We start from the raw sequence: 13,384 nt of genomic DNA, 5'->3' as shown, positions 1-13,384 counted from the left end.
AGCATGATCGCGTACGCCCGACCGGAGCACTTCGAGAGTGACGCACATCATGGCGATGCCCGCCGACCTGGAAACAGTAGGTCGGCGGGCATGCGTGGAGGGGTGGCTCAGTGGTTGCGCGGGAAGCCCAGGTCGACGCCCGAGGGGCCGTCCGCCGGGTCCGGCCAGCGGGTCGTGACGACCTTGCCGCGGGTGTAGAAGTGGGTGCCGTCGTTGCCGTAGATGTGGTGGTCCCCGAAGAGGGAGTCCTTCCATCCGCCGAACGAGTGGTAGCCCACCGGGACGGGGATCGGGACGTTGACGCCGACCATGCCGGCCTCGATCTCCAGCTGGAAGCGGCGCGCGGCGCCGCCGTCCCGGGTGAAGATCGCCGTGCCGTTGCCGAAGGGGGAGCTGTTGATCAGCGCCACGCCCTCGTCGTACGTGTCCACGCGGAGCACGCACAGCACCGGGCCGAAGATCTCGTCCTGGTAGGCCTTCGCGGACGTCGGCACCTTGTCGAGGAGCGAGATACCGATCCAGTGGCCGTCCTCGAAGCCGTCGACCGTGTAGCCGCTGCCGTCCAGGACGACGTCCGCGCCCTCGGCCGCCGCGCCGGTGACGTACGAGGCCACCTTGTCGCGGTGGACGGCGGTGATCAGCGGGCCCATCTCGGAAGTGGGGTCGTTGCCGGGGCCGATCTTGATCTTCTCGGCGCGCTCGCGGATCTTGTCCACCAGCTCGTCGCCGATCGCGCCGACCGCGACCACGGCCGAGATCGCCATGCAGCGCTCGCCCGCCGAGCCGTAGGCGGCGGAGACGGCGGCGTCGGCCGCCGCGTCCAGGTCCGCGTCCGGGAGGACCAGCATGTGGTTCTTGGCGCCGCCCAGGGCCTGGACGCGCTTGCCGTTCGCCGAGGCCGTGGTGTGGATGTAGCGGGCGATGGGTGTCGAGCCGACGAAGGACACGGCCTTGACGTCCGGGTGCTCCAGGAGGCGGTCGACCGCCACCTTGTCGCCGTGGACGACGTTGAAGACGCCGTCGGGCAGGCCCGCCTCGGCGAACAGCTCGGCGAGCTTCATGGCCGCCGACGGGTCCTTCTCGGACGGCTTCAGCACGAAGGTGTTGCCGCACGCGATGGCGATCGGGAACATCCACATCGGCACCATGGCCGGGAAGTTGAACGGCGTGATGCCCGCGACGACGCCGAGGGGCTGGCGGATCGACGAGACGTCGACGCGGCTCGCCACCTCCGTCGACAGCTCGCCCTTCAGCTGCACGGTGATGCCGCACGCGAGTTCGACGATCTCCAGGCCGCGGGCGACCTCGCCGAGCGCGTCGCTGTGCACCTTGCCGTGCTCCGCCGTGATCAGCTCGGCGATCGCGTCGCGGTTGGCGTCCAGCAGCGCGCGGAACTTGAAGAGGATGGCGCTCCGCTTGGCGAGCGACGAGGTGCCCCAGGTCGCGTACGCGTCCTTGGCCGCGGCTACGGCCGCGTCGACCTCGTCGACCGTCGCGAAGGCGACGTTCGTGGTGACCGCGCCGGTCGCGGGGTCGGTGACCGGCCCGTACGTGCCCGACGCGCCCTCGACGGTCTTGCCGCCGATCCAGTGGTTGACGATCTTCGTCATGCCCAGGTTCTCCTTCACAGATGGCGGCGTCGGGTAGAGACGTGCCGTTCGTACAGCTCACGTGCCTTGACCGCTGACGGGCGGGTCGCGGTCTCGGCCACAGGAACATCCCACCAGGCCTGCGCCGGAGGCGCGCCCGACACTGTGTCTGCCGTTTCCGTCTCGACGTAGACACAAGTGGGAGTGTCGGCGGTACGGGCCTCGGCGAGCGCCGCCCGCAGCTCCCGTACCGTCTTCGCGCGCAGGACGCGCATGCCCAGGCTCGCCACGTTGGCGGCCAGGTCCACGGGCAGCGGAGCACCCGTGTACGTACCGTCGTCCGCCTGATAGCGGTAGGCGGTGCCGAAGCGCTCGCCGCCCACCGATTCCGACAGGCCGCCGATGGACGCGTAGCCGTGGTTCTGGATCAGGAGGAGCTTGATGGCGATCCCCTCCTGTACGGCCGTCACGATCTCCGTCGGCATCATCAGGTACGTGCCGTCGCCCACCAGCGCCCATACGGGACGCTCGGGCGCCGCCAGTTTCACACCGATCGCGGCCGGGATCTCGTATCCCATGCAGGAATAGCCGTATTCGAGGTGGTATTGGTCCTGCGACCGCGCGCGCCAGAGTTTGTGCAGGTCACCGGGGAGTGAGCCGGCCGCGTTGATGATGATGTCCGACTCGTCGGCGAGGGCGTCCAGCGCGCCCAGCACCTGCGGCTGCGTCGGGCGTACGTCCGGCTCGTCGGCCTCGTAGGCGGCGTCGACGCGCTGTTCCCAGCGTTCCTTGTCCTCGGTGTACTCGCGGGTGTACTCGTCCGTGACCCGGTGGCCGTGGAGCGCCAGTGCCTCCGTCAGCTGTTCCAGGGCGCTGCGGGCGTCCGCGATCAGCGGGGTGGCGGACAGCTTGTGGCCGTCGTACGGGGCGATGTTGAGGTTCAGGAAGCGGACGTCCGGCGCCGCGAACAGGGTGTTGGAGGCTGTCGTGAAGTCCGTGTAGCGGGTGCCGACGCCTATCACCAGGTCTGCCAGGCGGGCGAGTTCGTCGGCCGTCGCCGTTCCGGTGTGGCCGATGCCGCCCACGTCCTGGGGGTGGTCGTGGCGCAGGGAGCCCTTGCCGGCCTGGGTGGAGGCGACGGGGATGCGGGTCGCCGAGGCGAACTCCGCCAACGCCTCCTCGGCGCGGCTGTGGTGGACTCCGCCGCCCGCGACGATCAGGGGGCGGCGGGCGGCGCGGATCGCCCGTACCGCTTCGGTCAGTTCGTCCGCGTCGGCGGCCGGGCGGCGTACGTGCCACACGCGGTCGGCGAAGAACTCGTCCGGCCAGTCGTACGCCTCGGCCTGAACGTCCTGCGGGAGAGCGAGAGTCACGGCGCCCGTCTCGACGGGGTCGGCGAGGATGCGCATCGCCTGCAGCGCCGCCGGGATCAGCGCCTCGGGGCGCGTGACCCGGTCGAAGTACCTCGACACCGGGCGCAGACAGTCGTTGACCGACACGTCACCGGCGTACGGGACTTCGAGCTGCTGGAGGACCGGGTCCGCCGGGCGGGTCGCGAAGACATCGCCGGGGAGGAGCAGGACCGGGAGGTGGTTGATCGTGGCGAGCGCGGCGCCGGTGACGAGGTTGGTGGCGCCGGGGCCGATGGACGTCGTCACGGCGTGTGTGGAGAGGCGGTTGGACTGCCGCGCGTAACCAACTGCCGCGTGCACCATGGACTGTTCGTTGCGGCCCTGGTGGAACGGCATGTCGTCGGCGTACTCGACGAGCGCCTGGCCGAGCCCGGCGACGTTCCCGTGGCCGAAGATGCCCCAGGTGGCCCCGATCAGGCGGCGGCGGACGCCGTCCCGCTCGGTGTACTGGGCGGCCAGGAAGCGTACGAGCGCCTGCGCGACCGTGAGCCTCGTCGTGGGGACGGAGATCGAGGTGGACGGGGTCATCGGTGTCCCCCTGTGCTGTCCGTGATGCTGACCGGGTGTGCCAAGTGGACCTCCGGCGCGGGGCCGTAGCGAGCGGGGAGTCGTCGCCCACACTTCGCTCCTGCCAGGGCGAAGCGGCCTCCCGCGCCGGAGGCGATCAGTGCCCGGGCGTTCCGGGGTGTGTGTGCGAGGTCGGCGACCGACGCGAACACCCTTTCTCCGCCCAGGAGTTGGAACTCGTTGTGCGCCGTGCCGGACTCCGCCCGCACGGTACAGGCGCCGTACCCTTCGGTCATCGCGCGCCTCACAGCAGTCCGACGGCGGTGTCCACGGCGGCGGACACATCGCCGTCCGCCGGGTACAGCAGCGAGCGGCCGACCACCAGGCCCTGGACGGTGGGGAGTTGGAGCGCGCCGCGCCACTTCTCGTACGCGCCGTCCTGGTCGTCCCCGACCTCGCCGCCGAGCAGCACGGCGGGCAGGGTGGAGGTCTGCATGACCTCGGCCATGTCGTCCGGGTTCTCGGTGACGGGGACCTTCAGCCAGGTGTACGCCGAACTGCCGCCCAGGCCGGACGCGATGGCGATGGACTTGGTGACGGCCTCGGCGGAGAGGTCGTTGCGGAGCTTGCCGTCGGGGCCGCGGCTGCTGATGAACGGCTCGACGAAGAGCGGGAGTCGGCGCTCGGCCATCGCGTCGATCGCGTGGGCCGTGGACTCCAGGGTGGTGAGGGAGCCCGGGTCGTCGTAGTCGATGCGCACGAGCAGCTTGCCGGCGTCGAAGCCGAGGCGTGCCATGTCCTCGGGACGGTGGCCGGTGAAACGGTCGTCGAGTTCGAAGCTCGCGCCGGAGAGGCCGCCGCGGTTCATCGACCCCATGACGACCTTGCCGTCGAGGGCGCCGAGGAGGAGCAGGTCGTCCAGGATGTCGGCGGTGGCGAGGACCCCGTCGACACCGGGGCGGGAGAGCGCGAGGCACAGCCGTTCGAGCAGGTCGGCCCGGTTGGCCATGGCCAGCTTGCGGCTGCCGACCCCGAGGGCGCCGCGGGCCGGGTGGTCGGCGGCGACGATCATCAGCCGCCCGGAGTCCCCGAGGAGGGGGCGCCGGGTCCGCCGGGCGGCGGCTTCGGCAACGGCCTCGGGGTGACGGGCGCGGGTTGAGGCGAGGGCGGAGATGTCGACGGGGGCAAGGGGGCTGGTGCCTGTACGGATACCGGCGCCTGCACCTGAGCCGTTGCCGATGGATGCGGTGGAAGTCATCGCACCGCTCCCGCCGCGAGTGCCGCCTCGACCTCGGTCGGGGTGGGCATCGCCGACGAGCACTCCAGGCGGGAGGCGACGATCGCGCCGGCCGCGTTGGCGTGCCGCATGATGCGCTCCAGGTCCCAGCCTTCGAGCAGGCCGTGGCAGAGAGAGCCACCGAAGGCGTCACCGGCGCCGAGGCCGTTGAGAACGGTCACCGGGAGCGGGGGCACCTCGGCCGTCTCGCCCTTGCTGTTGACGGCGAGAACACCCTTCGGGCCCTGCTTGACGACCGCCAGTTCGACTCCGGCGTCGAGGAGGGCGCGGGCGGCGGCGTGCGGCTCGCGTACGCCGGTCGCCACCTCCACCTCGTCGAGGTTGCCGACGGCGACGGTGGTGTGGCGCAGGGCCTCGGTGTAGAACGGGCGCGCTTGCGCCGGGTCCTTCCAGAACATGGGGCGCCAGTCGAGGTCGAAGACCGTCGTACCGGACTTGGCGCGGTGGGCGAGGGCGGCCAGGGTCGCCGTGCGGCTGGGCTCCTCGCTCAGGCCGGTGCCCGTGACCCAGAAGATGCTCGCCTCGCCGACCGCGTCCAGGTCCAGCTCGTGGGCGTCGATCTCAAGATCCGGCGCCTTGGGCTGCCGGTAGAAGTACAGCGGGAAGTCGTCCGGCGGGAACACCTCGCAGAACGTGACCGGGGTGTTGAGGCCGGGGACCGACGTGACCCAGCGGTCGTCGACGCCGAAGTCGCGCAGGGCGTCGTGCAGATAGCGCCCGAAGGCGTCGTCGCCGGTCCGGGTGATCACCGCGGTGCTCCGCCCGAGGCGGGACGCGGCGACCGCGACGTTCGTCGCCGAACCGCCGAGGAACTTTCCGAAGGACGTCACCTGGGCGAGCGGCACACCGGTCTGCAGTGGATACAGGTCCACTCCGATCCGCCCCATGGTGATCAGGTCGTACGCCATCGACTTCCCTTCGCGGTTCTTCGGCTCAAGCGACTCGAGCGGCTCACGTGGTTGGCACGGCTCGCACAGTGGTCGGCACAGCGGTCGGCAGAGCGGCTCGTAGTCAGGTCTAGCCCGCCTCACTGAGCCCTGTCAATACTTTGTCCGGACATTCGGACCAGACCTTGACACGCGTCCCGGCGTCGACTGAAGCTGACGCCCATGACTACGTCGTCCCCTTCCTCCGCTTCCTCCCCGTCGGGTTCCCCGCTGTCACGCATCCGGGTCGGCTCGGCGCCCGACTCCTGGGGCGTGTGGTTCCCGGACGATCCCCAGCAGGTTCCCTGGCAGCGCTTCCTCGACGAGGTCTCGCAGTCCGGCTACGAGTGGATCGAGCTGGGCCCCTACGGGTACCTGCCGACCGACCCGGCCGTTCTCACCGAGGAGACGGCCAGGCGCGGGCTGAAGGTGTCCGCCGGCACGGTCTTCACCGGGTTGCACCACGGCGAGTCCGTCTGGGAGAAGACCTGGGCGCATGTCGCGGACAACGCGGTGCTCGCCCAGGCCATGGGCGCGTCCCACCTGGTGGTCATCCCGTCCTTCTGGCGGGACGACAAGACCGGTGAGGTGCTGGAGGCGGACACGCTGACGCCCGAGCAGTGGCGCAACCTGACCACGCTGACCGAGCGGCTCGGACACGAGGTGCGGGAGCGGTACGGCCTCCAGATCGTCGTCCACCCGCACGCGGACACGCACATCGACAGCGAGGCGAACGTCACACGCTTCCTCGACGGCACCGACTCCTCGCTCGTCTCGCTGTGCCTGGACACGGGCCACTACGCCTACTGCGGCGGCGACAGCGTCAAGCTGATCGAGACCTACGGCGAGCGGATCGGCTATCTGCACCTCAAGCAGGTCGACCCGGAGATCCTGGCGGACGTCAAGGCGAACGAGGTCCCGTTCGGCCCGGCGGTGGCCCGCGGTGTCATGTGCGAACCTCCGGCCGGCGTACCGGAGTTGGGGCCCGTCCTGGCCGCCGCCCAGAAGCTGGACGTGGACCTGTTCGCGATCGTCGAGCAGGACATGTACCCGTGCGAGCCGGACAAGCCGCTGCCGATCGCGCAGCGGACCCGCGCGTTCCTGAGGTCCTGCGGGGCCTGATCCGCCCCTCGTCCGATATCGGCGTACGCCCCGCGGGTCAACGTGCCACTCCGGTCTGCGGGCGTACGCCTTTGTGTCACTCGTGTCACAAAAACCCCCTTCTCGTCACACATGTCGCGCGTACGCGGGTTCTGCGTCACATCGTGTCAACAGACAATGACCCAGGGTCACCGAAGTCGTTCAACGGGCAATGGCCTTGTGATCGCCAAGCGCAGCGTCCGGCTCCCCCGACGGCCGACCCTGGCCGACCCCGTGACGTACGCGCAGGGAGGTGCACCGATGACCGACCGACGGCTCTGGTCGTACAAAGAGATCGCCGCGCACATCCGCGTCCAGCCCGACACCGTGCGCTCGTACCGCAAACACGGCCTGCTGCCCGCCCCCGACCACGTGGAGAGCGGCAAGCCCTACTGGTACGCGGACACGGTGCGGGCGTGGGTCGCGGCCCGCCCGGGCAACCGCGGCCGAAGGGACGACTGAGACACCTCTTGCTCCCTGTGCCCCACTCACCGGTGGGGCACAGTTCGTGGCCGGCGCCGCCCAGGTCAGCGCCACGGCTCGATGACCGTGACCCCCGCGCCAGGTGCCGCCCCCATCTTCGCCAGCGCGGCCGGGGATCCGGTCAGCGGGATGGTGGATGTGACCAGCAGATCCGGTCGCAGGACGCCCGCCCCCACCAGTTCCAGCATCGGTGGGTAGGTGTGGGCGGCCATGCCGTGGCTGCCCAGCAGTTGGAGTTCAAGGGCGACAACGCGGGCCATCGGGACGGGTGTTGAGCCTGTGGGTGACGGGAGCAGGCCTACCTGGACGTGTCGGCCGCGGCGGCGCAGGCCGTTCACCGAGGCCGCGCACGTGACTGGTGAGCCGAGCGCGTCGAGCGACAACTGAGCTCCGCCGCCCGTCAGTTCACGTACCGCCGCTGCCGTGTCGTCGATGGTGGCCGCGTTGACGCACTCCACCGCGCCGAACTTCCGGGCCAGTTCCAGTGCTCCGGGGGACACGTCGACCGCGACGACCCGGGCACCGGAGGCCGCCGCGATCATCACGGCGGAGAGGCCGACACCCCCGCAGCCGTGCACGGCGACCCACTCCCCCGCCGCCACCCGCCCCTGCTGGACCACCGCCCGGTACGCCGTCGCGAACCGGCAGCCCAGCGAGGCCGCCGTCCCGAAGGACATCCCCTCCGGCATGGCGACGAGGTTCACGTCGGCGTGCTCCAGCGCCACGAACTCCGCGAACGAACCCCAGTGCGTGAACCCGGGCTGGGTCTGCCGCTCGCACACCTGCTGGTCACCGGCCGCGCAGGACGGGCAGCTCCCACAGGCGCAGACAAAGGGCACCGTGACCCGGTCCCCGGCCCGCCAGCCGCTCACCCCGGCGCCGACCGCCTCGACGACACCGGCGAGTTCATGGCCGGGCACGTGCGGCAGCGCGATGTCGGGGTCGTGGCCCATCCAGCCGTGCCAGTCGCTCCGGCACAGCCCGGTGGCCTCGACGCGCACCACGACGCCGTGCGGCGCGGGCACCGGGTCCGGCACCTCCCGCACCTCGGCCGGCTCCCCGTACCGCTCGAACACCACCGCACGCATACGTCCTCGCCCTCACCGTCGCCGTCCCCCGTACCGGAGATCTTGCCACCGACACGAGAGAAGTACCCCCCAGGGGTATAGTAGTGTGAGACTCACAGGGCACGTGCGCCACGACGGTGCCTGGATGACACCTCGATGAGACTTCGAAGAGGAGCAACGACATGACCGCCCAGACCGACACCCCCGGTTCCGTCACCGCCGTCTACCAGGTGACCGGCATGAGCTGCGGGCACTGCGAAGGCTCGGTTTCGAGTGAGCTCTCCGAGCTCGCCGGCGTCACCTCGGTGAAGGCCGTCGCCGCGACCGGTGAGGTCACCGTGGTGTCCGAGGCCCCGCTCGACGAGGCCGCCGTGCGCGCCGCGGTGGACGAGGCCGGCTTCGAGCTCGCCGCCCGGGTCTGACCGGACGGACGCGGCGACCATGACCAGTACCGGCACCGAGACCCCGACCGTCACGCCCCACGAGGTCGAGCTGACCATCGGCGGGATGACGTGTGCCAGCTGCGCGGCCCGCGTCGAGAAGAAGCTCAACCGGATGGACGGCGTCCTCGCCACGGTCAACTACTCGACGGAGAAGGCGAAGATCGCGTACGGGGACGGGGTCAGGGTCGACGACCTCATCGCCACCGTCGTCAAGACGGGGTACACGGCCGAGGAGCCGCCCCCACCGGCCGTGACGGAGACACCCGCGGCCGGGCGGGACGAAGACCCCGAGCTGGCCGGTCTGCGGCAGCGGCTCGCCGTCTCCGTGCTGCTCGCCGCGCCCGTCGTCCTGATGTCCATGGTTCCCGCGCTCCAGTTCGACAACTGGCGGTGGCTCGCGCTGACGCTGGCCTCGCCGGTCGTCGTCTGGGGCGGACTGCCGTTCCACCGGGCCGCGTTCACCAACGCGCGACACGGCGCGGCCACCATGGACACCCTGGTGTCGGTCGGCACGCTCGCCGCGTACGGCTGGTCCCTGGGGGCGCTGTTCTGGGGCGACGCGGGCAGACCGGTGATGCCGGGCATGGAGGGGATGGGGATACGGGAGAGCTTCTCGTTCACCGCGTCCCGTACGGGCGGCACCTCGGAGATCTATCTCGAAGTCGCCGCCGGGGTCGTCGCGTTCATCCTGCTGGGGCGCTATCTGGAGGCCCGCGCCAAGCGGCGCTCGGGCGCGGCGCTACGGGCCCTCATGGAACTGGGCGCCAAGGACGTTTCCGTGCTGCGATACGAGCAGGGCGAGCGCGAAGCGCTCTCGGTTGAGGGCGGCGGCGGGAGACGGGTGGGCGGGCGTGAAGTGCGCATCCCCGTCGGCGAGTTGGCGATCGGGGACCGGTTCGTCGTACGGCCCGGGGAGAAGATCGCCACCGACGGCACGGTCGTCGAGGGTGCTTCGGCGGTCGACGCGTCGATGCTGACCGGCGAGTCCGTGCCGGTCGACGTGGGAGCCGGGGACTCCGTCACGGGCGCGACCGTGAACGCCGGGGGCCGGCTGGTCGTCGAGGCCACCCGCATCGGTACGGACACCCAGCTCGCGCGGATGGCCCGGCTGGTGGAGGACGCGCAGAACGGCAAGGCCGAGGTGCAGCGGCTCGCCGACCGGATCTCCGGGATCTTCGTGCCGGTGGTGCTGCTGATCGCGCTCGGTACGTTCGGGGTCTGGCTCGGCGTCACGGGTGACACGGTCGCCGCCTTCACCGCCGCCGTCGCCGTCCTGATCATCGCCTGCCCGTGTGCGCTGGGCCTCGCCACGCCGACCGCGTTGATGGTCGGTACGGGGCGCGGGGCGCAGCTCGGCATCCTCATCAAGGGCCCCGAGGTCCTGGAGTCCACGCGCCGCGTCGACACGATCGTCCTGGACAAGACGGGCACGGTCACCACGGGCCGGATGACCCTCCAGGAGGTGTACGTCGCCGAGGGTACCGACGAGAAGCAGGTACTGCGGCTCGCGGGCGCCCTCGAACACGCCTCCGAGCACCCGGTCGCCCGAGCGGTGGCCGCCGGGGCCGCTGAGCGGGTCGGGGCGCTGCCGGAGGCCGAGGACTTCGAGAACGTGCCCGGGCGGGGCGTGCGCGGGCGCGTGGACGGGCACGAGGTGGCCGTCGGACGGCTCGTGGACGGGCCTGCGGGGTCGCTCCCGGAGGAACTGGCCCACGCGAAGGCGGAGGCCGAGAGCAACGGACGTACGGCCGTCGTGGTGGCCTGGGACGGTGTGGCGCGCGGTGTCCTCACCGTCGCCGACGCGGTCAAGGAGACCAGCGCCGAGGCCGTGCGCGAGCTGCGCGCGCTGGGGCTCACGCCGGTGCTGCTGACCGGGGACAACCGGGCGGTCGCGGAGGCGGTGGCGAAGGCCGTCGGGATCGACCAGGTGATCGCCGAGGTCCTGCCCGAGGAGAAGGTCGACGTCGTACGGCGGCTGCAGGGCGAGGGGCGGACCGTCGCGATGGTCGGCGACGGGGTGAACGACGCGGCGGCGCTGGCCACCGCCGATCTGAGCCTGGCGATGGGTACGGGCACGGACGCGGCGATCGAGGCGAGCGATCTGACACTGGTGCGCGGGGATCTACGAGTGGCCGCCGACGCCATCCGGCTGTCCCGGAAGACGCTCGCGACCATCAAGGGCAACCTGCTGTGGGCGTTCGGCTACAACGTGGCCGCGCTGCCGCTGGCCGCCGCCGGACTGCTGAACCCGATGATCGCGGGGGCCGCGATGGCCTTCTCCTCGGTGTTCGTGGTGACGAACAGCCTCCGTCTGCGCACGTTCCGCTGAGATCGGGCCCTGACCGGCCAAAGTTACCGGCAGTACGCGCAAGTAGGTGTCCTAGTCCCTATGGAGTCCAACGCCAGCCTCACATAAGCTCTTCACAAGGCTCGCGCATCATCCTTACGCTTGGCCCCGGTCGCGACAACCGGGATCTGGCGTACCTAAAGGACATATGCGAGAGACGCGGATCACAGTGCTGTGAACGTAACCATCGAAGGGCTTCGAAGGTCTAAGTTGGCGATGTCAGACAGCGTCTTGGGGGGCGCTGGATGACGTCTGGGGATGTCTTGGGGGACGTCCTCGGAGCTGCGTTGCCGGGACACGTACACCGGGAAGCTTGAGCGGCCCACCCCAGCGTGCGCGTCCCGGCAGACCGCACACAGCATGAGTACGGCGAGTTTTGCTCGTTTTGCTCAACACCCGTCACTATGGCGGTGCGCACAACAACGGTTGCTTCGGCAGCCCGCACAAGTGATAGCGAATTCAGGCGCTGTCCTCCGAAACGCCCGGCCGGATCCCGTGGGGGGAATCCGCACCGGGACATGGGAAGGCGCCCTGTACGCCGGCCCGTGGGGGGACCGTCGGCAGGGCGCCTTCCGCTTTGTTCTGTTCCTTTGTGACTCGTTCGCCTGTGACTCACTCGCCGGGTGAACTGGCGTGATCGCGCAAGCCCACCCGGCGGTACGGAATCAGCGCTGCTCGACCGGCACGAAGTCCCGCTCCACCACGCCCGTGTAGATCTGGCGCGGGCGGCCGATGCGCGAGCCGGGCTCCTTGATCATCTCGTGCCACTGGGCGATCCAGCCCGGGAGGCGGCCCAGCGCGAACAGGACCGTGAACATCTCGGTCGGGAAGCCCATCGCGCGGTAGATGAGGCCCGTGTAGAAGTCGACGTTCGGGTAGAGGTTGCGCGAGACGAAGTAGTCGTCGGAGAGCGCGTGCTCCTCCAGCTTCAGCGCGATGTCCAGCAGCTCGTCGGACTTGCCGAGGGCCGAGAGGACGTCGTGCGCGGCAGCCTTGATGATCTTCGCGCGCGGGTCGAAGGACTTGTACACCCGGTGGCCGAAGCCCATCAGGCGGACGCCGTCCTCCTTGTTCTTCACCTTGCGGATGAAGGCGTCGACATCGCCGCCGTTCGTCTTGATGCCCTCCAGCATCTCCAGCACGGACTGGTTGGCTCCGCCGTGCAGCGGGCCCCAGAGCGCGGAGATGCCGGCCGAGATCGACGCGAACATGTTGGCCTGCGACGAACCGACCAGACGGACCGTCGACGTCGAACAGTTCTGCTCGTGGTCGGCGTGCAGAATCAGCAGCTTGTCCAGGGCGGAGACCACGACCGGGTCGAGGTCGTACTCCTGCGCCGGCACCGAGAACGTCATGCGGAGGAAGTTCTCGACGTAACCGAGGTCGTTGCGCGGGTAGACGAACGGGTGACCGATCGACTTCTTGTACGCGTACGCGGCGATCGTCGGAAGCTTGGCGAGCAGCCGGATCGTCGAGAGGTTGCGCTGCTTCTCGTCGAACGGGTTGTGGCTGTCCTGGTAGAAGGTCGACAGCGCCGAGACGACCGACGACAGCATCGCCATCGGGTGCGCGTCGCGGGGGAAGCCGCGGTAGAAGTTCTTGACGTCCTCGTGCAGCAGGGTGTGCTGCGTGATCTCGTTCTTGAACACGGAGAGCTCGTCCACGGTCGGAAGCTCACCGTTGATCAGCAGGAACGCCACCTCGAGGAAGGTGGAGCGCTCGGCGAGCTGCTCGATCGGGTATCCGCGGTACCGGAGGATGCCCTGCTCACCATCGAGGTAGGTGATTGCGGATTTATAGGCGGCGGTGTTTCCGTAGCCGCTGTCCAGCGTCACCAGACCGGTATGAGCGCGGAGCTTCCCGATGTCGAAGCCCTTGTCGCCGACGGTGCTGTCGATCACCGGGTAGGTGTACTCGCCGTCGCCGAACCGCAGTACTACAGCGTTGTTGGTGTGCTCGCTCACGTCATCCCTCACCGACGTTGTGCCTCTTCTTCGAGGTGCCCTGACTGTCTCTACCATCCCCCATTTGGCGCAGGAGAGTGCACTCGGGGTCGACCATTGGGCCTATTGGCGGCACTGAGTGCCGCCAAGCTACTCATCCTGCCCCCCTTCGCCCTGGTTCCGGAAGTCTCCTGTGACCTTTGTGACTCATTTGATCGATCATTTTTCGC

Annotated in this window: 10 protein-coding genes and 1 pseudogene; 4 read left to right on the top strand and 7 right to left on the bottom strand. The window is 69.8% G+C overall.

What is annotated here, in order from left to right; all coding sequences use genetic code 11:
* Positions 1 to 107 precede the first annotated feature (107 nt).
* The 5 genes and pseudogenes from mmsA to iolC all read right to left on the bottom strand — a co-directional run bounded on the left by mmsA (position 108) and on the right by iolC (position 5,713).
* On the bottom strand, positions 108 to 1,610 hold the full coding sequence (gene mmsA / locus ACW4TU_RS29440; protein WP_457417940.1) for a CoA-acylating methylmalonate-semialdehyde dehydrogenase: 1,503 nt from the start codon (positions 1,608 to 1,610) through the stop codon (positions 108 to 110).
* 14 nt (positions 1,611 to 1,624) lie between these two features.
* On the bottom strand, positions 1,625 to 3,529 hold the full coding sequence (gene iolD / locus ACW4TU_RS29435) for a 3D-(3,5/4)-trihydroxycyclohexane-1,2-dione acylhydrolase (decyclizing) (protein ID WP_457417938.1): 1,905 nt from the start codon (positions 3,527 to 3,529) through the stop codon (positions 1,625 to 1,627).
* A 47-nt stretch (positions 3,530 to 3,576) separates the two neighbouring features.
* A pseudogene (locus ACW4TU_RS29430) lies at positions 3,577 to 3,789 on the bottom strand (5-deoxy-glucuronate isomerase); the annotation flags it as partial.
* Positions 3,790 to 3,812: 23 nt separating this feature from the next.
* Positions 3,813 to 4,766, bottom strand: coding sequence for a Cgl0159 family (beta/alpha)8-fold protein (locus ACW4TU_RS29425; protein ID WP_457417936.1), 954 nt, complete (start codon positions 4,764 to 4,766; stop codon positions 3,813 to 3,815).
* The gene (gene iolC, locus ACW4TU_RS29420) at positions 4,763 to 5,713 is read right to left on the bottom strand and encodes a 5-dehydro-2-deoxygluconokinase (protein ID WP_457417934.1); all 951 of its coding nucleotides are present in this window, start codon (positions 5,711 to 5,713) and stop codon (positions 4,763 to 4,765) included. The genes ACW4TU_RS29425 and iolC overlap by 4 nt, the downstream gene beginning before the upstream one ends.
* Before the next feature lie 201 nt (positions 5,714 to 5,914).
* Between iolC and ACW4TU_RS29415 the strand changes: the two genes are divergently transcribed.
* Positions 5,915 to 6,853, top strand: coding sequence for a sugar phosphate isomerase/epimerase family protein (locus tag ACW4TU_RS29415; protein ID WP_457417932.1), 939 nt, complete (start codon positions 5,915 to 5,917; stop codon positions 6,851 to 6,853).
* 279 nt (positions 6,854 to 7,132) lie between these two features.
* Entirely contained in the window at positions 7,133 to 7,333 is a 201-nt protein-coding gene (locus ACW4TU_RS29410; RefSeq protein WP_055525705.1) for a helix-turn-helix transcriptional regulator, read from the top strand.
* A 65-nt stretch (positions 7,334 to 7,398) separates the two neighbouring features.
* Here the strand turns inward: ACW4TU_RS29410 and ACW4TU_RS29405 are convergent, their stop codons facing one another.
* Positions 7,399 to 8,442, bottom strand: a complete 1,044-nt coding sequence (locus ACW4TU_RS29405) for a zinc-dependent alcohol dehydrogenase family protein (RefSeq protein WP_457417930.1) — start codon at positions 8,440 to 8,442, stop codon at positions 7,399 to 7,401.
* A 161-nt stretch (positions 8,443 to 8,603) separates the two neighbouring features.
* Between ACW4TU_RS29405 and ACW4TU_RS29400 the strand changes: the two genes are divergently transcribed.
* Positions 8,604 to 8,843 (top strand): heavy-metal-associated domain-containing protein, encoded by a 240-nt coding sequence (locus tag ACW4TU_RS29400; RefSeq protein ID WP_457417928.1) that lies wholly within the window; start codon positions 8,604 to 8,606, stop codon positions 8,841 to 8,843.
* A gap of 19 nt (positions 8,844 to 8,862) precedes the next feature.
* The gene (locus ACW4TU_RS29395; RefSeq protein ID WP_457417926.1) at positions 8,863 to 11,193 is read left to right on the top strand and encodes a heavy metal translocating P-type ATPase; all 2,331 of its coding nucleotides are present in this window, start codon (positions 8,863 to 8,865) and stop codon (positions 11,191 to 11,193) included.
* Between the two features lie 683 nt (positions 11,194 to 11,876).
* Here ACW4TU_RS29395 and ACW4TU_RS29390 read toward each other — a convergent pair.
* On the bottom strand, positions 11,877 to 13,175 hold the full coding sequence (locus ACW4TU_RS29390) for a citrate synthase (RefSeq protein ID WP_319090156.1): 1,299 nt from the start codon (positions 13,173 to 13,175) through the stop codon (positions 11,877 to 11,879).
* Positions 13,176 to 13,384 lie beyond the last annotated feature (209 nt).

The organism is Streptomyces kryoterrae (assembly GCF_054072135.1).
Note: the sequence above shows the minus strand (reverse complement) of the source record. Positions and strands in the feature narration are given on the sequence as shown.

Bases quoted from the DNA above. Each gene is read 5' to 3' on its own strand.
- iolD (WP_457417938.1), bottom strand. From the start codon at position 3,529: ATGACCCCGTCCACCTCGATCTCCGTCCCCACGACGAGGCTCACGGTC.
- ACW4TU_RS29410 (WP_055525705.1), top strand. From the start codon at position 7,133: ATGACCGACCGACGGCTCTGGTCGTACAAAGAGATCGCCGCGCACATC.
- ACW4TU_RS29405 (WP_457417930.1), bottom strand. From the start codon at position 8,442: ATGCGTGCGGTGGTGTTCGAGCGGTACGGGGAGCCGGCCGAGGTGCGG.
- ACW4TU_RS29400 (WP_457417928.1), top strand. From the start codon at position 8,604: ATGACCGCCCAGACCGACACCCCCGGTTCCGTCACCGCCGTCTACCAG.
- mmsA (WP_457417940.1), bottom strand. From the start codon at position 1,610: ATGACGAAGATCGTCAACCACTGGATCGGCGGCAAGACCGTCGAGGGC.
- iolC (WP_457417934.1), bottom strand. From the start codon at position 5,713: ATGGCGTACGACCTGATCACCATGGGGCGGATCGGAGTGGACCTGTAT.
- ACW4TU_RS29415 (WP_457417932.1), top strand. From the start codon at position 5,915: ATGACTACGTCGTCCCCTTCCTCCGCTTCCTCCCCGTCGGGTTCCCCG.
- ACW4TU_RS29425 (WP_457417936.1), bottom strand. From the start codon at position 4,766: ATGACTTCCACCGCATCCATCGGCAACGGCTCAGGTGCAGGCGCCGGT.
- ACW4TU_RS29395 (WP_457417926.1), top strand. From the start codon at position 8,863: ATGACCAGTACCGGCACCGAGACCCCGACCGTCACGCCCCACGAGGTC.